The sequence below is a fragment of the Paramagnetospirillum sp. genome (genome assembly GCF_058402745.1).
The window spans coordinates 168,470-187,113 of record NZ_JBZVFI010000007.1; the positions used below are offsets into that span (position 1 = coordinate 168,470).

Annotated in this window: 21 protein-coding genes and 1 tRNA gene; 16 read left to right on the forward strand and 6 right to left on the reverse strand. The window is 67.1% G+C overall.

Annotated elements, in window-relative coordinates:
• Window positions 1–43 precede the first annotated feature (43 nt).
• The gene (gene parE / locus ACV4UZ_RS05645; RefSeq protein ID WP_491599942.1) at window positions 44–2,035 is read right to left on the reverse strand and encodes a DNA topoisomerase IV subunit B; all 1,992 of its coding nucleotides are present in this window, start codon (window positions 2,033–2,035) and stop codon (window positions 44–46) included.
• 93 nt (window positions 2,036–2,128) lie between these two features.
• On the opposite strand from parE, the gene ACV4UZ_RS05650 reads away from it, so the two are divergent.
• Window positions 2,129–2,533: an acyl-CoA thioesterase gene (locus ACV4UZ_RS05650; protein ID WP_085371796.1), complete on the forward strand. Its 405-nt coding sequence runs from the start codon at window positions 2,129–2,131 to the stop codon at window positions 2,531–2,533.
• Between the two features lie 60 nt (window positions 2,534–2,593).
• On the opposite strand, the gene ACV4UZ_RS05655 is transcribed toward ACV4UZ_RS05650, so the two are convergent.
• The 3 genes from ACV4UZ_RS05655 to ACV4UZ_RS05665 form a co-directional block, all read right to left on the reverse strand.
• A complete protein-coding gene (locus ACV4UZ_RS05655; protein ID WP_491599943.1) occupies window positions 2,594–2,806 on the reverse strand; it encodes a hypothetical protein in 213 nt (70 codons plus the stop codon).
• Window positions 2,807–2,879: 73 nt separating this feature from the next.
• A complete protein-coding gene (locus ACV4UZ_RS05660) occupies window positions 2,880–4,043 on the reverse strand; it encodes a type III PLP-dependent enzyme domain-containing protein (protein ID WP_491599944.1) in 1,164 nt (387 codons plus the stop codon).
• A 23-nt stretch (window positions 4,044–4,066) separates the two neighbouring features.
• Window positions 4,067–4,567, reverse strand: a complete 501-nt coding sequence (locus ACV4UZ_RS05665; RefSeq protein ID WP_491599945.1) for an SET domain-containing protein-lysine N-methyltransferase — start codon at window positions 4,565–4,567, stop codon at window positions 4,067–4,069.
• Window positions 4,568–4,818: 251 nt separating this feature from the next.
• Here ACV4UZ_RS05665 and ACV4UZ_RS05670 point away from each other — a divergent pair, with 251 nt between their 5' ends.
• On the forward strand, window positions 4,819–8,166 hold the full coding sequence (locus tag ACV4UZ_RS05670) for an adenylate/guanylate cyclase domain-containing protein (RefSeq protein ID WP_491599946.1): 3,348 nt from the start codon (window positions 4,819–4,821) through the stop codon (window positions 8,164–8,166).
• Between the two features lie 75 nt (window positions 8,167–8,241).
• Here the strand turns inward: ACV4UZ_RS05670 and ACV4UZ_RS05675 are convergent, their stop codons facing one another.
• Together ACV4UZ_RS05675 and ACV4UZ_RS05680 are read right to left on the reverse strand one after the other, a co-directional pair.
• Window positions 8,242–9,672, reverse strand: coding sequence for an ATP-binding protein (locus ACV4UZ_RS05675; protein ID WP_491599947.1), 1,431 nt, complete (start codon window positions 9,670–9,672; stop codon window positions 8,242–8,244).
• 144 nt (window positions 9,673–9,816) lie between these two features.
• On the reverse strand, window positions 9,817–10,542 hold the full coding sequence (locus ACV4UZ_RS05680) for a response regulator (RefSeq protein ID WP_491599948.1): 726 nt from the start codon (window positions 10,540–10,542) through the stop codon (window positions 9,817–9,819).
• A gap of 232 nt (window positions 10,543–10,774) precedes the next feature.
• Between ACV4UZ_RS05680 and hisG the strand changes: the two genes are divergently transcribed.
• The 14 genes from hisG (at window position 10,775) to ACV4UZ_RS05750 (ending at window position 18,635) form a co-directional block, all read left to right on the forward strand.
• Window positions 10,775–11,434: an ATP phosphoribosyltransferase gene (gene hisG, locus ACV4UZ_RS05685; RefSeq protein ID WP_491599949.1), complete on the forward strand. Its 660-nt coding sequence runs from the start codon at window positions 10,775–10,777 to the stop codon at window positions 11,432–11,434.
• Window positions 11,434–12,735: a histidinol dehydrogenase gene (gene hisD, locus ACV4UZ_RS05690; protein WP_491599950.1), complete on the forward strand. Its 1,302-nt coding sequence runs from the start codon at window positions 11,434–11,436 to the stop codon at window positions 12,733–12,735. The genes hisG and hisD overlap by 1 nt, the downstream gene beginning before the upstream one ends.
• Window positions 12,735–13,208, forward strand: coding sequence for a UPF0262 family protein (locus ACV4UZ_RS05695; RefSeq protein ID WP_068436409.1), 474 nt, complete (start codon window positions 12,735–12,737; stop codon window positions 13,206–13,208). Before hisD ends, ACV4UZ_RS05695 begins: the two co-directional genes overlap by 1 nt.
• Before the next feature lie 7 nt (window positions 13,209–13,215).
• The gene (locus tag ACV4UZ_RS05700) at window positions 13,216–13,659 is read left to right on the forward strand and encodes an arsenate reductase ArsC (RefSeq protein ID WP_009868957.1); all 444 of its coding nucleotides are present in this window, start codon (window positions 13,216–13,218) and stop codon (window positions 13,657–13,659) included.
• Between the two features lie 225 nt (window positions 13,660–13,884).
• Entirely contained in the window at window positions 13,885–14,103 is a 219-nt protein-coding gene (gene infA / locus ACV4UZ_RS05705) for a translation initiation factor IF-1 (protein ID WP_008617671.1), read from the forward strand.
• 4 nt (window positions 14,104–14,107) lie between these two features.
• Window positions 14,108–14,680 carry a Maf family protein gene (locus tag ACV4UZ_RS05710; RefSeq protein WP_491599951.1) on the forward strand — a complete coding sequence of 191 codons (573 nt, stop codon included), beginning with the start codon at window positions 14,108–14,110 and terminating at the stop codon, window positions 14,678–14,680.
• Window positions 14,677–15,735, forward strand: coding sequence for a ribonuclease E/G (locus ACV4UZ_RS05715; protein ID WP_491599952.1), 1,059 nt, complete (start codon window positions 14,677–14,679; stop codon window positions 15,733–15,735). The genes ACV4UZ_RS05710 and ACV4UZ_RS05715 overlap by 4 nt, the downstream gene beginning before the upstream one ends.
• Window positions 15,732–15,902: a DNA gyrase inhibitor YacG gene (locus ACV4UZ_RS05720; RefSeq protein ID WP_491599953.1), complete on the forward strand. Its 171-nt coding sequence runs from the start codon at window positions 15,732–15,734 to the stop codon at window positions 15,900–15,902. Before ACV4UZ_RS05715 ends, ACV4UZ_RS05720 begins: the two co-directional genes overlap by 4 nt.
• Before the next feature lie 79 nt (window positions 15,903–15,981).
• Window positions 15,982–16,057, forward strand: a tRNA-Phe gene (locus ACV4UZ_RS05725).
• Window positions 16,058–16,278: 221 nt separating this feature from the next.
• Window positions 16,279–16,548, forward strand: a complete 270-nt coding sequence (locus ACV4UZ_RS05730; protein WP_491599954.1) for a hypothetical protein — start codon at window positions 16,279–16,281, stop codon at window positions 16,546–16,548.
• An 8-nt stretch (window positions 16,549–16,556) separates the two neighbouring features.
• Entirely contained in the window at window positions 16,557–17,468 is a 912-nt protein-coding gene (locus ACV4UZ_RS05735; protein WP_491599955.1) for a ferredoxin reductase family protein, read from the forward strand.
• 91 nt (window positions 17,469–17,559) lie between these two features.
• Complete coding sequence (locus tag ACV4UZ_RS05740; RefSeq protein ID WP_491599956.1) at window positions 17,560–18,084, forward strand: hypothetical protein; 525 nt, start codon at window positions 17,560–17,562, stop codon at window positions 18,082–18,084.
• A 99-nt stretch (window positions 18,085–18,183) separates the two neighbouring features.
• Window positions 18,184–18,396 (forward strand): hypothetical protein, encoded by a 213-nt coding sequence (locus ACV4UZ_RS05745; RefSeq protein WP_043744971.1) that lies wholly within the window; start codon window positions 18,184–18,186, stop codon window positions 18,394–18,396.
• 2 nt (window positions 18,397–18,398) lie between these two features.
• Entirely contained in the window at window positions 18,399–18,635 is a 237-nt protein-coding gene (locus ACV4UZ_RS05750) for a DUF4113 domain-containing protein (protein WP_011385694.1), read from the forward strand.
• Window positions 18,636–18,644: the final 9 nt, after the last annotated feature.

Below are 18,644 nucleotides of genomic sequence, written 5' to 3' on the forward strand. Positions count from 1 at the left end.
TATCACGCCGGCCACCCCAGGTGTTTGCCAGAACCTGGACGTCCTACACGTCCAGATCCGTGGCGAACTTGGCCCGCTCCTGGATGAACTGGAACCGCAGTTCCGCCTTCTTGCCCATCAGGCTTTCCACCAGCCGGGCCACGTCCTTGGCTTCCTCGTGGTCCTCCTCGGTGCGGCCCGACGGGATGGTGACCCGCAGCAGCGTGCGCTTGGCCGGGTCCATGGTGGTTTCCTTGAGCTGGGCGGGGGGCATTTCGCCCAGGCCCTTGAAGCGGCTGATCTCCACGTTCTTCTTGCCGGCGAACAGGGTCTTCAGCAGCTCTTCCTTGTGGGCGTCGTCGCGGCCATAGGCGACGATCTGGCCGTGGGCCAGGCGGTACAGGGGCGGCAGGGCCAGGTACAGGTGGCCGTTCCGGATCAGGTCGGGCATTTCCTGATAGAAGAAGGTCATCAGCAGCGAGGCGATGTGGGCGCCGTCCACGTCGGCGTCCGTCATGATGATGATCTTCTCGTATCTGAGCTTCTCGTCGTCGTAATTGTCGCGCGCGCCGCAGCCCAGGGCCTCCATCAGGTCCTTCAGTTCCTGATTGCCGCGCAGCTTGTCGGTCGACGCCGAGGCGACGTTGAGGATCTTGCCGCGCAGAGGCAGGATGGCCTGGGTCTCGCGGTTGCGGCCCGACTTGGCCGAGCCGCCGGCCGAATCGCCCTCCACCAGGAACAGTTCGGTGCCGACATTGACCGAGCGCGAGCAATCGGCCAGCTTGCCGGGCAGGCGCAGACGCTTGGTGGGCGTCTTGCGGTTGGTTTCCTTGGCGGCGCGGCGGCGCGCCCGGTCCTCGGCCCGTTCGATCAGGCGGGTCAGCAGGGCGCCGGCCGAGGCCTTGTCGCCCGACAGCCAGTGGTCGAAATGATCCTTGACGGCGTTCTCCACCAGACGGGTGGCCTCGGCGCTGGCCAGCTTGTCCTTGGTCTGGCCCTGGAACTGCGGGTCGCGGATGAACAGGCTGACCATGACGCAGGCGCCGCCCATGACGTCCTCGGCGGTGATCTGCCCGGCCTTCTTGTTGCCGGCCATCTCGCCATAGGCGCGCAGGCCCCGGGTCAGGGCGTTCCTGAAGCCCGCCTCGTGGGTGCCGCCCTCGGGGGTGGGCACCGTGTTGCAATAGGTGTTGGTGAAGCCTTCCTCGTCGTCGTCGGGCCAGGCCACCGCCCATTCCACCTGCCCCATGTCGTCGGACAAGGGGGCGGTGCCGTTGAACACGTCCCGGGTGACCAGCGGGCGGTCCTTCAGCACGGCGCGAAGGAAATCGGTGAGGCCGCCGGGGAAGTGCAGCGTGTCCTCGACCGGAATCTCGTCGCCGTCCTTGATCAGGAGCGGGTCGCACTTCCAGCGGATCTGCACGCCCCGGAACAGATAGGCCTTGGATCGCGCCATGCGGTAGAGCGGACCGGGGCGCAAATGGGCGCGCTCGCCGAAGATCTGGGCGTCGGGATGGAAGGTCACGGTGGTGCCGCGCCGGTTCTGCACCGGCCCCACCTTCTCCAACGGCCCCAGGGCCAACCCGCGCGAGAAGCGCTGGCACCACAGCACCCGGTCGCGGGCCACCTCGACGGTGAGCTGGTCGGACAGGGCGTTGACCACCGAGACGCCGACGCCGTGCAGGCCGCCCGACACCTTGTAGGCGTCGCCGCCGAACTTGCCGCCCGAGTGCAGGGTGGTGAGGATCACCTCCAGCGCGCTCTTGTCCGGATATTTGGGATGGGGATCGACGGGAATGCCGCGACCGTTGTCGCGCACCGTGCAGGTGCCGTCGGCGGCCAGCTCCAGCTCGATCCAGCCGGCATGGCCGGCCACCGCCTCGTCCATGGCGTTGTCGAGGACCTCGGCCACCAGATGATGCAGGGCACGGTCGTCGGTGCCCCCGATATACATGCCGGGACGGCGGCGGACGGGCTCTAACCCCTCAAGGACCTCGATGTCCTTGGCGGAGTATTCGGTCGCCTTGGGGGCGAGTTGCTGGAACAGGTCGGACATGGCTGGCATTATAGAAATGCGTGCCCGATGCGCAAGCGCATGCTGTAGCGTCGTCGGAGTTAACCACAAGATATTGTAAGGTCTGGACTTCCCATGAGCGAGAGCATCGAAATCAGCGGCGCGCCGCGCGGCCGCCTGTCCACCCGGGCCATCGCCATGCCCGCCGACACCAACCCGTTCGGTCACGTGTTCGGCGGCTGGCTGATGAGCCAGATGGATCTGGCCGGCGGCACTCATTCCTATCGCCGGGCGCGGGGCCATACGCCCACCGTGGCGGTGGAGGGCATGGAATTCCACCAGCCGGTCTATGTGGGCGACGAGGTCAGCTGCTACACCGAGATCATCCGGGTCGGGCGGACCTCGCTGTCGGTGCGGGTCGAGGCCTGGGTGCGCCGCCATGGCGGGTCGGACGCCCTGGTCAAGGTGACCAGCGCGGTGTTCACCTATGTGGCGGTGGACGACCAGGGCAAGAAGCGGCCGGTTCCGCCGGAGGAATGATCCCAAAAAGAAAGGGCCCCGGATGGGGCCCTTTCCACGAAAACGCACTGGAACGAAGGCCTACTTCTTGGCGGCCGGCTTGTTCCAGGGGCAGTTTTCCTTCTTGGCGCGCGGCTCGCCCAGGTTGCCCTTGGCGTCGGCCTCCTGGTAGAAGGCCACCGAGCCGTCGGGCATGCACACCGGATCGGAAAAGCCGCCGAAGGGCTCCCAGCGGCCCGGACCACAGGCGGTCAGCAGCATCGCGGTGCCCACGACGAGAATGATCTTCTTCATACCCCAATCTCCTCTCTTATGACCAAAACAACTGTGGAAACGATACAAGCGGTTGGGAAAGGAGTCCATCGGTCTAAATGGCCTCTTCCTCCTGATGTCCGGCGAAATCGGACTCGATCACCGCCACCCGGTCGGAGTGCATGCCGTTGTAGCGGGCGGCCATCTCGCGGCCATAGGCGCCGATCAGGTTGAACTCGATGTAATCGCCCTCGGCCACGTCCTGGGGCAGGTCCAGCGGCCAGGGCAGCTTGTCGTTGCCGTCGCAGGTGGGGCCGAAGGCGGTGAAGCGCCCCGCCGGGCCGGTCTTCAACTCGCCGCGGGCATCCAGCAGGCGGAAGGGCAGGGACAGCTGGTCCTTGCCCCAATAGGTCTCGGTCAGGCCGCCGAAGATGCCGTCGTTGAGATAGACGGCGTCCGGCTTCCTCAGGTTCACCCGGGCCAGCAGCGAGCCGCCCTCGGCCATCAGGGCGCGCCCCGGTTCGCAGGCCAGGCGAATGCCGCGCGGAGCGGCCAGCTCGCGCTGGGCCTTGGCGATCACCTCGAAATAGGCGGAAAGGGGTGGGGCCTGGGTCAGGCGGTAATAGGCGGGGAAGCCGCCGCCGATATCCATCCAGTCGATGGCGATTCCCGCCCGGTCGAGGCTGGCGCAGGCCATCTCCATGCCGAGGCGGAAGGCGGCGGGGTCCAGGCATTGCGAGCCCACGTGGAAGGTCGCGGCCGGCTTCAGCCCCATTTCCACCGCCCGGCGCAGGATGGCCTCGAATACCTCGGGCGCGGCGCCGAACTTGGTGGACAGGTCGTAGACCGCCCCCGAGCCCTTGGGGATGGCCAGGCGCACCACCGGCCGCAGGGAGGAACCGGTCAGCCCCGCCACCTTCTCCAGTTCGGCGATGCAGTCCACGGCGAAGAAGCGCACGCCGCATTCCCAGGCCAGCCTGATCTGGCCCGGGGTCTTGGCCGGGTGATGGTAGAACATCACGCCGTCGGGCACGCATTCCACCACCCGTTCGATCTCCATGGGCGAGGCCACGTCGAAATGGCGGATGCCGGCGCGGCGCATGGTCCACAGCACCAGGGGATGGGCGTTGCACTTGACGGCGTAGAGGGTGTCGCCGGGAAAGCCGGCGACGAAGTCCCGCGCCATGGCTTCCAGGCGATGGGGCCGCAGCAGGTGGACGGGAAACTCGGGATGCTCGGCCCGGATGAAGTCGCGGACCGAGGCGAAAGTGTCCGTCACACCGCCCGCCGGCGCGTGGCCCGTCACCTTGCGCCCCGATGAACGCGGGGAAGCTTGCCGGCCAGTTCGGCGAGATAGGCCTTGCCCTCCTGGTTGACCGCCTCGCGCCGTCCGGTGATCCAGCGGCGGCAATGGGACGAACCGCAATTGCAGGGGAACTGCCGGAACAGGGTGTCCTCGGTGACCGCGTAGTCGATGGTCAGAAGTTCGCCCGGCTCGATGTCCAGCAGGGCGAGAATCTCCAGGCGCTGCATGTCCAGCACGCAATTGGGGGCGCAGGAATGGGATAGCAGGCCGACGAAATAGGGATCGTGCAGATGGGTCTCGGGCGAGACCTGCAGGCTGTGCTGGAAGACGGTGTTGGACAGCGTGCCGGCGAATTTGGCGACCCGCGTTCCCCGCTCGAAGCGGATCTTGGCCCGGATACCCCGGCCGACCCGGCCATTCACCGCGGTCACGGCGAACTGATCGGAATCGGGGAGATTTCCATCGACGATCAGGTCGCGGGGGTAGATCTCGGTCATGGCGGGCAGCGCACCTCGATCCAGGAGCCAAAGGAGAGAATTCCCTTATCAAGGTAGTCTCGCGCCCCGGCCTCGTCAACGGACGATACGCCGCCCCAATGATCGAATTAGCCGATTGATTTAATTAGAAAATAAGAATTGCCCCCTACCATGGGGGCGGGCCGTTCCGCTCACCTTTCCCGGGGGACCTTCCGGGGCGGGCCGGCTCATGGTACACAGGTATTCAGACCCATTGGAAAGGCTTGGCCACCTTGGCGGATTCGATCCCGATCAGTGCCGGAGCAAGTGCGCCCCGCAGCCTGTCCGAGTGGGAGAGGATCACCCGCGAGCTGCTGGAGGAGGGCCAGAACTTCCTGGCCCACGACACGGCGCGGGAAGGCCTGAGGCAGTATCCCGACAGCTTCAAGCTGGCCATCTTCGGCGCCGTGGCGCTGTCCCAGACCGGGGCGGTGGACGAGGCGCGCAAGCTGCTGCAGCCGGTGCTCGACGTCATCCTGATCGACGAGGGGCCGTTCCATCGCCTGCACAATTCCTTGCGCCGCGCCGTCGAGGGGCTGGACGAGGCCGACAGCCAGGACACCCTGGCCTCCATGGCCGAACTGGCCGAGGCGCTGGAGCTGGTGCGCGGCAAGAAGCTGGTGGCCAGCGCCGATTCCGAGACCTACACCGCGCTGGCCGGCGTGTTCCGCGAGGCCTGGCTGGCCTCGGGGTCGCGGAGCGATCTCGAGCATTGCCGTGAACTGTTCCTGCGCGCCTTCCACATCAGCAACGCCTCCCGGGACGGCATCGACGCGGCGGTGACCTCGTGGCTGCTGGGCGACCATGACGGCGCCCGCGACCTGGCGCGCCGGGTCCGCGACCGGGTCAGCCACGCCGAGACCGATCTTTCGCTGTCGCCGGAAGAGCGCTACCAGATGCTGGCCACCGTGGCCGAGGCCCACCTGCTGCTGGGCGAGGTACAGGACGCCCTGGCCTCCTTCGCCTGGGCCAGCACGCTGGAAGGCATCCATTACGGCAGCACCGTGGCGGCCTTGAAGCAGCTGGCCCTGCTGCAGGAGGGCGGGCTTTCCGTCCCCGACGCCGTCTTCGACATCATCAAGCCGCCCACCGTGGTGGTGTTCACCGGCCATGCCCTGGACCGGCCGGGCGAGGGGCCGCACTTCCCCGCCGAACTGGAAGGGGCCGTGCGCGCCGAGATCGCCAAGTCCCTGGACGAACTGGGCGCCCAGGTGGGGTATTCCACCGCCGCCTGCGGCTCGGACCTCCTGTTCATCGAGGCCATGCTGGAGCGCGGCGCCGAGGTCAACGTGGTGATGCCCTACGCCATCGACGACTTCATCGCCGAGAACGTGCGCTATGGCGGCTCGCGCTGGGAAATGCGCTTCAGGAACGCGCTGAAGCTGGCCAACACCGTGACCTACGCCACCGAGGAGCGCTTCCTCGGCCACGGCATGCTCTACCGCTTCGCCAACCAGTGCCTGCACGGGCTGGCGACGCTGCGGGCCGATTTCCTGCGCACCGCCCCCTACCTGCTGGCGGTGTGGGACATGATGCCCGGCTCGCTGGCCGGCGGCGCCGCCGACTTCATCGACCAGTGGGAGGACATCTCCCGGCTGCGCATCATCGACCTGGACGGGCTGCTGCAGCGCTACCCCAATCTGGCCGGCGACGCCGTGCCCATGATGCCCGACCTGGACGGCGGCCAGGACGAGGAGCAGGGCGAGGGCCGGGTCATCCGCTCCATGATGTTCTGCGACATCGCCGGCTATTCCAAGCTGAAGGAGGAACACACCCCGGTGTTCCTCGACTTCCTGCGGATCATTTCCGAGGGCATGGCGACGCTCGAGCACCAGCCGCTGGCCATCAACACCTGGGGCGACGCCATCTTCGCGGTGATGGACAAGGCCACGCCCATGGCCGAATACGCCCAGACCCTGCAGGAGATGGTGCTGAAGGCCGACGAGGAACTGGCCGACCGTCTGCCCCATCCGCTCAGCTTGCGCATCTCGCTGCATGCCGGTCCGGTGTTCCAGGCCGTCGATCCCATCTGCGGCCGCCAGAATTTCTACGGCAGCCACATCAACCGCGCCGCGCGCCTCGAGCCGGTGACGGTCATCGGCCACGTCTACGCCACCCAGCAATTCGTCGCCGTGCTGACCGCCGAGCAGAGCGCCATGCGCTCGGAGGCCCAGAACCGGGGCGAGGATTTCGTCGAGCGCTTCGCCTGCGAATACGTGGGCGTCCTGTCGCTGGCCAAGGATTTCGGCAAGCAGACGGTCTATCACATGCGCCGCCGGGTGATGCCCGGGGAGATGGAGCCCGAGGGGGAGGCGCCGGCCGCGCCGCCGCCCGAACCCAACGCCCAGGCCATGCTGTCCACCGAGTTGCTGGCGGTCATGCGCGCCATGCCCGCCGAGGAGGAGCCCGCCCCGGCGCCGGAAGAGCCTTTCGCCGCCGAGCAGGAGCCCGCTGTCGCCGAAGGGACGCTGTCCGACGACGATCTGGCCGCCATCCTGGCCATGGAGGACGTGGCGGACCTCGGCGAGGGGGAGGAGCCGGCCCCGTGCGCCCCCGCCGATCTCGGCGATCTGGGCTCGCCCATCCTGTCCGACGACGACATGGCCGCCCTGCTGGGCGAGGCCGCGCCGCCCCTGTCCGAAGGGACGCTGTCCGACGACGATCTGGCCGCCATTCTGGCCATGGCCGAGGTGGAGGAACTGGGCGAGGAGGAGGAGCCGGCCCCTTGCGCCCCCGCCGATCTCGGCGATCTGGGCTCCACCATCCTGTCCGACGACGACCTCGCCGCCCTGCTGGACGAGGCCGCGCCGCTGGAGGAGGTGGCCGCTCCGCCCGAGGAATCCGGCGGGGTGCTGTCCGACGAGGACCTGGCCGCCATCCTGGCCATGGGCGATGTGGAGGAGGAGGAAGAGGAGGAGGGCGCGCCAGCGGTGGATTCCGCCGACCTCACCTCCACCACCCTGTCCGACGCCGACCTGTCCGCCCTGCTGGCCGAGGCGACGGAGGAAGAGGAATTCAACGCTCAACTGGCCGCCGACGAGAGCGCGGCCAAGCCCGATTTCTCCTTCCACACCGCCATGAGCGACGACGAGATCGCCGCCTTGCTGGAGGACGGCGAGGACGAGGACGCGGCGCCCGTCGGGGATCTGCCCGAGATCGGCTCGGCCTCCGGCTTCTCCGACGAGGATTTGGCGGCCCTGTCGCAACAGGCTGCCCCCTGCGCCCCCGATGGTCCGCCGCCTCCGCCGTTCGATCTGGGCGGGGCCATGAGCGACGACGAGATCGCCGCCCTGCTGGCCGAGGAGGATGAGGATTTCGTCCCCACCGAGGACCTGCCGGAGATCGGCTCGACGACCGGCTTTTCCGACGACGACATGCGGGCCATGCTGGCCGAGGCCGGCGAGGCGCCCGCCGAGTCCGCGAAGGACGACCTGGCCGAGGTGGGCGCCGCCGTCGAGGCGGCCATGACCAGGATGGAGGCCGAGGAGGACGGCATCTCGCTGGCCCCGCCCAAGCCGAAACCCACATTGCGGCCCTTTACCGGCAAGGTGGAGATTTCCCTGGCTCCGCCCAGGAAGTAGGGGGCTGATGGATGCGGGCGGGACGCCCGCGCTCCGCACCGGTTCCTTACCATGGAGCGCGGGCGTCCCGCCCGCCTATCCCTCCAGACCCGGCAGGCTGACCGTCACCCGCAGGCCGCCGCCCGGCCGGTCGGAAAGGGTGATGTCGCCGCCATGGGCGCGGATGGCGGCCCGCGCCACGGCGAGGCCCAGCCCGGTGCCGCCGGTATCCCGCGACCGCGAGGCCTCCAGGCGAACGAAGGGGGCGAACACCCGTTCGCGCGCTTCCGAAGGGATGCCCGGCCCCTGGTCGTCGATGGTGACCAGGGCGTTGCCGCGTTCGGCCGCCAGGGTGACGGCGGCCGAGCCGCCATACTTGATGGCGTTGTCGATCAGGTTGGCCAGCGCCCGCTTCAGCGCCGCCGGGCGGGCCTCGATCACCAGGGATTGCGGCCCGTCATAGGAGCAGCGCGCTCCCAGGTCGTCCAGGTCCTCGACCATGCCCTGGATCATGGCGGCGAGGTCGAGGCGGATACGGGGCTCGCTGGCCGCGTCGTCGCGGGCGAAGGCCAGGGTGGCGGCGATCATCGCCTCCATCTCCTCCAGATCGGCCAGCATCCGGGCGCGCTGGTCATCGTCGTCCATGAACTCGGCCCGCAGGCGGAGCCGGGTGATGGGTGTCTTGAGGTCATGGCTGATGGCCGCCAGCATCTGGGTGCGGTCCTGGACGAAGCGGGTGATGCGGCTTTGCATGACGTTGAAGGCCTGGGCCGCCTGCCTCACCTCGCGCGGGCCGGTCTCGGCCAGCGGCGGGGCGGAAACGTCCACCCCCAGGCGTTCCGCCGCCTGGGCGAAGGTGGCGAAGGGCTTGGTGGCGTGGCGCACCGCCAGCAGGGCCACCAGGGTGACCAGCACCAGGGCGATGACCAGCGGCGCCACGAAGCGCGGCCGCCACAGGGGGTCGCCGAGGTCGAGCGGCGCCAGCACGTTCAGCCATGTCCCGTCCCTGAGGGGGACCGAGATGCGCAAGGCCGGGCCGATCACCCGGCCGCCGCCGGGACCGCCGGGACCGCCGCCCGGGCCATGCATGTGCCGTCCGCCTCGCCCCATGCCGGTGGCGGGGCCGCCCAGCAGCGGGCCGGGACGGGTGGAGACCTTGATGCCGCGCCCGTCCAGCCCTTCCTTCAGGGCCGAGCGCACATGGTTGGCCAGTCCGAAATTCTCGTCGTCCAGGGCGATCGGCTGGGGACCCCAGCCGACGCGGAAATTGGGAGTGTCCTGGCTGTTCAGGGTATCCTGGCGCGACTCGGGCGGCATCTGCTCGGCCAGGGTGACCAGGCCCGCCACCCGCTCGGCGGCGTTGCGGCCGCCGATGACCTTCAGTGCCTCCTGGCGCTGGAGGGCGAACAGCACCACCGCCGCCGCCGCCGAGATCATCAGGGCGGCCACCAGCACCAAAGCGGTGCGGCCCACCACGCTGTCGGGCAGCAGGCGCAGGCGGCGGGGGGATTGGGATAGCGGGCTCATGCCGGCTGCCCTTCGACTTGGCCTGTCATCCCGACGACCAAGGGGAGGAGGGATCTCATCCTGGCATGACCGTTCATAACCGGCACCCTGTTCCAGGCGGAGATCCCTCGCTTGCGCTCGGGATGACAGGGTAAAGCAGGGGGCTCATGGCCGCTCCACTTCCGGAGTGAAGAGATAGCCGCCGCCCCGGACCGTCTTGATGATCTGCGGGTCGCGGGCGTCGTCGCCGATACGGCGTCTGAGGCGGCTGACCTGGATGTCGATGGAACGGTCGAAGGGCACCGCCGAGCGCCCGCGCGCGAAATCCAGCAGCTGGTCACGCGACAGCACCCGGCGGGGATGCTCGACGAACACCTGCAGCAGTCCGAACTCGCCCGCCGACAGCGCCACCATCACGCCCTCGGGCGAGTGCAGGTCGCGGCTGGCCAGATCGAGGGTCCAGCCCAGGAAGCGGACCTTGGTTCCGCCCCGTTCGGAAGGCGTTTCCTCCGCCGTCTGGGTCCGGCGCAGCACCGCCTTGATGCGCGCCAGCAACTCACGGGGGTTGAAGGGCTTGGCGACGTAGTCGTCGGCCCCCATCTCCAGGCCGACGATGCGGTCGGTATCCTCGCCCATGGCGGTCAGCATGATGATGGGCACGCCCGAGCGGGTCTCGCGCAGGCGGCGGCAGAGGCTCAATCCGTCCTCGCCCGGCAGCATCAGGTCGAGCACCACCAGATCGATGCGACGCTCCTCCAGCGTCCTCGTCATTTCGACGCCGTCCTTGGCGACGCTGACCCGAAGGCCGTGGCGCGCCATGAACTTGGCCAGCAGGTCGCGGATTTCACGGTCGTCGTCCACGACCAGGATGTGGGGATTGGTGTTGTCCATGGCTTCCGTTGTCGAAATGCGGCCGGGACCGCCGCGCTCCGGGCAAGATGGCATGTGGAGCGCGGGCATCTTGCCCGCATGAATCCTGGCGGCATTGTAACGCGACCAGCGAGGCGCGTCGGTTGGTTTTCGGTAACCGATGGTAACAGGCGAAAGATTGTTTCTCAGTACTGGAATGGGGGCGCGAAACCGGGTAAACAGGGCTCCCCGGATCATATGAGTTTCCATAGACGTGAGCCCGCAAGACAAACTGGTCATCGCCCTTCCCAAGGGCCGCATCCTCGACGAGGCCATGCCGCTGGTCCGTGCCGCCGGCATTCATCCCGAACCCGCCTTCGACGATCCGAAGACCCGGCTGTTGCGCTTCGCCACCAACCATCCCCATATCGACATCATCCGGGTGCGCTCGTTCGACGTGGCCACGTTCGTGGCCTTCGGGGCCGCCCATCTGGGAGTGGCCGGCAACGACGTGCTGATGGAATTCGACTATCCCGAGATCTACGCGCCCCTGGACCTGGGCATCGGCGCCTGCCGCCTGTCGGTGGCCGAGCCCGACGATCTGGCCGCCTCGGACGATCCGAAGCGCTGGAGCCACGTGCGCATCGCCACCAAGTATCCGGAAGTGACCAAGCGCCATTTCGCGGCGCGCGGCGTCCAGGCCGAATGCGTCAAGCTCAACGGCGCCATGGAGCTGGCCCCCTCGCTGGGCCTGTGCACCCGCATCGTCGATCTGGTGTCGTCGGGCGCGACGCTGAAGGCCAACGGCCTGAAGGAGGTCGAGGTGCTGGCCGAGGTGACGAGCCGCCTGATCGTCAACCGCGCCGCGCTGAAGACCCGTCCCGACGAGATGACCGGCTGGATCGAGGCCTTTCGCAAGGCGTGCGGAGGCTGATGGTGCAGAATCTCGATTCCCGGTCTCCCGGCTTCGAAGCCGCCTTTCTGGCCCTGCTGGCCATGAAGCGTGAGGTGGACGAGGACGTGGATCAGGCGGTGGCCGCCATCCTGGCCGAAGTGCGGACCCGGGGCGACGCGGCGCTGATCGACTACACCCGGCGTTTCGACCGTCTGGAGCTGACCCCCGCCACCCTGCGGGTCACCGCCGCCGAGGTGGAGGCCGCCTATAAGTCGTGCGATCCGGAACTGATCAGGGCGCTGGAACTGGCCGCCGAGCGCATCCGCGCCTTCCATGCCCGCCAGGTGCCGGCCGATGATGCCTTCACCGACGCCGCCGGGGTGCGCCTGGGCCTGCGCTGGAGCCCGGTCTCCGCCGCCGGTCTTTACGTGCCGGGCGGCACCGCCGCCTATCCCTCGTCGGTGCTGATGAACGCCATTCCCGCCAAGGCCGCCGGGGTGCCCCGGCTGGTGATGGTGGTGCCCAGTCCCGACGGCAGGCTGAACCCGCTGGTCCTGGCCGCCGCCAAGGTGGCCGGCGTGGACGAGATCTACCGCGTGGGCGGCGCCCAGGCGGTGGGGGCGCTGGCCTATGGCACCGAGACCATCCGTCCGGTGGACAAGATCGTCGGCCCGGGCAACGCCTGGGTCGCCGCCGCCAAGCGCCGGGTGTTCGGCACGGTGGGCATCGACATGATCGCCGGCCCGTCCGAGATCCTGGTGGTGGCCGACCGCTTCAACGATCCCGCCTGGATCGCCGCCGACCTGCTCTCCCAGGCCGAGCACGACACCGCCGCTCAAAGCATCCTCATCACCGACGACGCCGATTTCGGCGCCCGCGTGGCCGAGGCGGTGGAGTCCCACCTGAAGACCCTGCCGCGCGCCGCCATCGCCCGGGAAAGCTGGGACGATCACGGCGCCATCATCGTGGTGCCCGACCTGGAGGCCTCGCTGCCGCTGATCGACCGCATCGCGCCCGAGCATCTGGAACTGGCGGTGGAAGACCCCGATGCCCTGGCCGCCCGGGTCAGGCATGCCGGCGCCATCTTCCTCGGCCGCTACACCCCCGAGGCGGTGGGCGATTACATCGGCGGCCCCAACCACGTGCTGCCCACGGCGCGCTCGGCCCGCTTCTCGTCGGGGCTGGGCGTGCTGGACTTCATGAAGCGCACCACCCTGCTGGGCTGTGACGCCGACAGCTTGCGGGCCATCGGCCCGGCGGCGGTGCGCCTCGCCGAGGCCGAAGGCTTGGGGGCGCATGGGCTCTCGGTGGCGCTCCGGCTCAACATGGGGGCCGGCTGATGCCGCATCGCCAGAAGCTGGCCAAGATCGAACTGGTGGAGAAGTATCAGGTCCGCCGCGCCGCCGAGGTGGAGCACGAGCGCGCCGTCGCCGTCTACGATCTGCTGGAGGAGAACTATTTCGCCCCCAACGGCGATTTCGTCGGTCCCTATGCGCTGTACATCAAGCTGGAGGACACGCGGCTGATCTTCGACGTGCGCAAGGAGGACGAAACCCCCCTGGTGCAGGTGCCGCTGCCGCTGAAGACCTTCCAGTCCATCGTCAAGGACTACTTCCTGATCTGCGAAAGCTATTTCGCCGCCATCAAGAAATCGACGCCCAGCCAGATCGAGGCCATCGACATGGGCCGCCGGGGGCTGCACAACGAGGGCTCGGAACTGCTGCGCGAGCGTCTGGGGGGCAAGATCGACGTGGATTTCGACACCGCGCGCCGCCTGTTCACCCTCATCTGCGTCTTGCACATCCGAGGGTAGGGGGGAGATGGGGGACCTGCCCTCCGCCGTGCTGTTCTGCTGCACCATGAACGCGGTGCGGTCGCCCATGGCGGAAGGCATCATGAAGCGCATCCACGGCAAGCGCATCTATGTCTATTCCGTCGGCGTGCGCCGCGGCGAGCCCGATCCCTTCGTGGTCCAGGTGATGGACGAGATCGGCATCGACGTCTCCAAGCACCGGCCGCGCCTGTTCGAGGAACTGGAGGACGACAGCTTCGACGTGGTGGTGTCGCTGTCCCCCGAGGCCCAGCACAAGGCGGTGGACCTCACCCGGCACAACGCCTGCGAGGTGGAGTTCTGGCCCACCTTCGACCCCACGCTGATCGAGGGCAGCCGCGAGGTCCGACTCGACGCCTACCGCGCCGTCCGGGACGAATTGGAGCGCCATATCCGCAAGCGCTTCCCGGCCTCCGGCATGGCAAGGGAATAGGCCTGGGAATTGTCATTCCGACGACCATCGGAAGGAGGAATCTCCGTCCGATGCGGCGTTTCAGTATTGGCTCGGGTTGTCCAGGCGGAGATCCCTCGCCACGGCTCGGGATGACAGGGCGGATGCCGCCAACATATTAACCGGGCTTACGCTCGAAAACGCTTGACCAAAACCCTGCCTGCGCTCACTTATCTTCGCGCGCGCAAAACCCAGTTCGGAGGCCAAATGGCGAAAGAGGATGTGATCGAGTTTTCGGGAACGGTGACGGAATTGCTTCCGAACGCCATGTTCCGCGTCAAGCTCGACAATGACCATGAGATTCTTGCCCATACCTCCGGCAAGATGCGCAAGAACCGCATTCGCGTGCTGGCCGGTGACCGGGTGAACGTCGAGATGACGCCCTATGATCTGACCAAGGGCCGCATCACCTTCCGTTATAAGTAACCCCATGGCCGTTCTGGTGCTGGCGTCGGCATCGCCCAGGCGCCTCGACCTGCTTCGCCAGATCGCCATCACGCCCGGTCTCGTCGACCCCGCCCATATCGACGAGACGCCCCTCAAAGGCGAATTGCCGGTTCCCCACGCCCGCCGTCTGGCCGAGGCGAAGGCCTTGGCCGTGGCCGAACGCCATCCGGGGGAATTCGTGCTGGCCGCCGACACGGTGGTGGCCTGCGGCCGGCGCATCCTGCCCAAGGCCGAGGACGAAGCCACGGCGCGCAAGTGCCTGGACCTGCTGTCCGGGCGCCGCCACCGCGTGGTGGGCGGCATCTGCCTGATCGCTCCCGACGGCCGCGTCGGGCGGCGCACGGTGACCTCCTCGGTGACCTTCAAGCGCCTGTCCCACGACGAGGTCGCCGCCTATGTCGCCTCGGGCGAGTGGGAGGGCAAGGCGGGGGGCTACGCCATCCAGGGACTGGCGGCGCGCCACGTGCGCGACATCCAGGGCTCGTATTCCAACATCGTCGGCCTGTCGCTGTTCGAGACGGCGCAGCTGCTGGACGGCTTCGGCTTCCGGCCGTGACCGACTCCCGGAGCGCGGGCGTCTCGCCCGCATACGAGCTCCTGATCTCCACGAGCCCCGGCGAGGCCCGCTATCTGGTGCTGGCCGACGGCCGCCCCCTCGACCTGATCATCGATCGTCCCTCCCTGCTGCGGGATTGTGTCTTCCGGGGCCGTGTCGCCGCCGTGGACAAGGGCCTGGACGCCGCCTTCGTGGACCTGGGACAGGGGGAGCGCCAGGGCTTCCTGCCCGGCGCCAGGGCCCTGGGCCTGTCCGAGGGCGCTTGCGTCGTGGTGCGGGTGCGGGCGGAAGCCAGGGGCGGCAAGGGGCCGCTGCTGGCCGTCCAGGAGGGCTTTGCCGCCCTGGGCGAGGCTCCGGCCCTGCTGCACCGTCCCGATCCGCTGGCGCGCCTCGGCGCCGCCTTTCCCCAGGCCCGCGTGGTGCCCGACGCCCACCACGAGGTGGACGAAGCGCTGGACGCCGCGCTGGACCCGGTGGTGCCCTTGCCGGGCGGCGGGCGGCTGGTCATCGAACCGGCCGCCGCGCTCACCGCCATCGACGTGGATTCGGCCGGCGCCCGTCCCGCCGAGGTCAACGGGGCGGCGGTGGCGGAAATCGCCCGCCAGCTGCGCCTGCGCAACATCGGCGGGCAGGTGGTGGTGGATTTCGTCTCGGGCCGCGACAGGAAGCCGCTGCACCGCCTCGCCGAGGCCTTGAAGCAGGCGGTCGGCGCCGATCCCACCCCTACCCATGTGTTCGGCGTCTCGCCGCTGGGGCTGGTGGAACTGACCCGCGAACGGCGCGGTCCGTCCCTGGCCGAGCTGCTGTGCCGCCGCTCCCGGGCGGCCACCGCCGAAACCCTGGCCCTGGCGGCGCTGCGCCGGCTGCTGGCCGAGGCGCTGGCGGTGCCCGGCCGCATTCTGGTCCTCCGCGCCGCGCCATCCGTGGCCGCCGCCCTGGCCGGCCTGGCGGCCGAGCGCGCCGAGGCCGAGCGCCGGCTGGGCCATCCCCTGTCCATCCGCGAGGACGCGGCCCGCGCCCCCGAGGATATTCTGATCGAGGAAGCGACCCGATGACCGAGCAAGCCGCGCCCGGCTGCCCCATCTGCGGCAAGCCCGCCGAGCCCAAGTACAAACCCTTCTGTTCCGCCCGCTGCGCCGACGTGGACCTGCACCGCTGGCTGACCGAATCCTATCGGGCGCCGGCGGTGGAAGACCCGGAAGGGCTTCCCGAGGAAGATTGAACTTTTTGCCTTGAGGGGGCTTGACCGGTACCCGGAAAGTCGCCTATAAGCGCCTCCTCTTCGCCGCGAGGCGTGCGAGGCCCAGGTAGCTCAGTTGGTAGAGCATGCGACTGAAAATCGCAGTGTCGCTGGTTCGATTCCGGCCCTGGGCACCATTTATTGCCTTGTTATCAAGGAGTTAGGCCCCAGTCAGAAGCTGGGGCCTAAACCTTTTTGGGGCCTTGCCCCACAGTTGCCCCAAATCGAGGTCGAGGCTGAGATCCTTGCCTTCCTTCGAAGGAAGCTCGCTTATCCGCTTGTTCAGGCAGTGCGAGGCCGTGGGAATGGATCGTTCTGGATACCGATTGCTGGATAAACACCTCCATGAGGAGGCCCCATGGATTCCAATCAACCAATTATGCCGCTTACCGGGCGGCTTCCAGCCGACCGTTTACACAAAAACTCCTACACGCCCTTCGACGATTTCCGTATTGGTATATCGTTGACCACGTTGGGGAAGGTCAGCGCTTTGGCGGTTTCCATCCTGCACTGGTGGTGGGCAAAAGGCACCAAGTGGATGGTCGGCTGGGGGTGGCTGGAAAAACCCGCCCGCAAACCAAATGTTGACCAGACGCTCGGTGCCATTGAAGGCTGGCTGAATCCATAGGCGAATGGGTGTTCTACGCCGCCGTGACTTTGATCGTTCTGGCCCTGGTCAAGCGCTTTCCCTATCACCTGTTCGTCAAGACCCACAAATGGCTAGCAGCAGCCTACCTGGCCCTGGCCTATCACTCTGCTGTGCTCACTAAATTCGTCTACTGGACACAGCCGGTCGGCTGGGTGCTGGCAACTTTGCTGCTGGGCGGCAGCGTTGCCGCCGTGCTGACCCTGACAGGCCGCATCGGTGCCGGACGTAAAGTGCAGGGCACCATCGAGTCCCTGATCAACTACCCGGCCCTGCGCGTTCTCGAAACCACAGTCGTGCTGGATGACGGCTGGTGTGGCCATGCCGCCGGGCAATTCGCCTTCGTCACCTCCGACAAGAAAGAGGGAGCCCACCCCTATACCATCGCTTCCGCCTGGAATCCGGCTGATCATCGCCTTACCTTCATCACCAAGGCGCTCGGCGATCACACCAGCCGTTTGCGGGAACGCTTGAAGATTGGCATGCCGGTGACGGTGGAAGGCCCTTACGGTTGCTTCGACTTTGAGGATACGCAGTCACACCAGATCTGGATCGGCGCAGGCATCGGCATCACGCCCTTTGTCGCCCGTCTCAAGCATTGTGCGGCCAATTCGGATAGCAAGACCATCGATTTGTTTCACCCGACAACCGAGTTCGATCAAACTGCCATTGACCGTCTAACAGCCGATGCCACTGCTGCCGGTGTACGCTTGCACCTCCTGGTCGATGGCAAGGGTGGACGACTGAACGGCGAACGCATCCGGGCTGTGGTGCCGGAATGGCAGTCGGCCAGTTTTTGGTTCTGCGGCCCGCCCGGCTTTGGTCAGGCACTGCGAGAGAATTTCGTTGCCAACGGCTTGCCGCCGGAACGTTTCCATCAGGAACTGTTTCAGATGCGTTGATGACAAGCCGCTTGTTCAGGCACTTCGAGGCCGTGGGAATGGATCGTTCTGGATGCCGATTGCTGGATAAATACCTCCTTGAGGAGGCCCCATGGATTCCAATCAACCAATTATGCCGCTTACCGGACGGCTTCCAGCCGATGTAACCATCGAAGACATCCTTGGTCGGATCACGCTGCTGTCACCGTCCCAGATGCCCTCCATACCCTCTGGGTTTTCCGGAGTGGTGGCCTCGATCATCAGAACCCCGTGCCAAGAACCGTGCCTGCATGACGCGGTTTACCTCGGCTACCACCTCATCCCAGAAACCCTGAGATCAAGAGTTCGTCCGGGTTTCGACGTCCATGAACTGCTTTATCTGCTCGAGGCCGCTACGCCCCATGTGCCGATCGGTCGGTGTTCGTGCTGTCATGCTCCTGGCCGGGAAACCACAGGGGTGGATTTCCAAGATCTGGCCTGCCGCCTGGAGATTGATGGGCAATCACCCGATGAAAGCTATGAGAATCTCGGAGTGTGGTCGCTCTTTGCAGGAGATCATCGTTGGACCACGCTCGGCCTTCATTGGAGCGTAAAGGGAGCTGTCAGACGCGGCGATGGGCCAATCGGCTCCAACTAACCGAACTCGGCCATTTGGCGGGGCCGCCCCTCTCATCGACCGGTTGTTCGTCCGTATTGATCTATTGACTCGGCCAAAAGAAATAGGGATGTGCGGGGGATGAAAGATCGGCTGTTCAAAGCTTCGGGAGCGTTTGACCGAAAGATCACCATGATGCGGAATCGTAATTGCATAGCGGCAGACTTTTATGCTGACGCGACTAGGGTTCCGAAAGAAGTAGTAGCCTATGTGCTGCTGATCCATATGGCCGACAGTCTGCCGGTGAAACTGGCGGGGCGACCCGAGGTCACGGCTATAAGAAGGCCGGGGTGATCATGCTCGATCTTGTGCGGCCCGAAGACATTCCCCGCGACCTGTTTTCTCCAACGCCAGAAACTGGCGAGAAACCCAAGGCGCTCATGGCTGCCGTGGACGGTCTCAATAGCAAGCTGGGCAAAGGAGCGGTCGGCTACGGCTTGGCCCCGAAGGGCGCACCCTGGCAGATGCGCTGCGACAATCGAACGCCGAGTTACACGACCAGTTGGGAAGAACTGCCGGTGGTGAAGGCGTAAGACCATTCC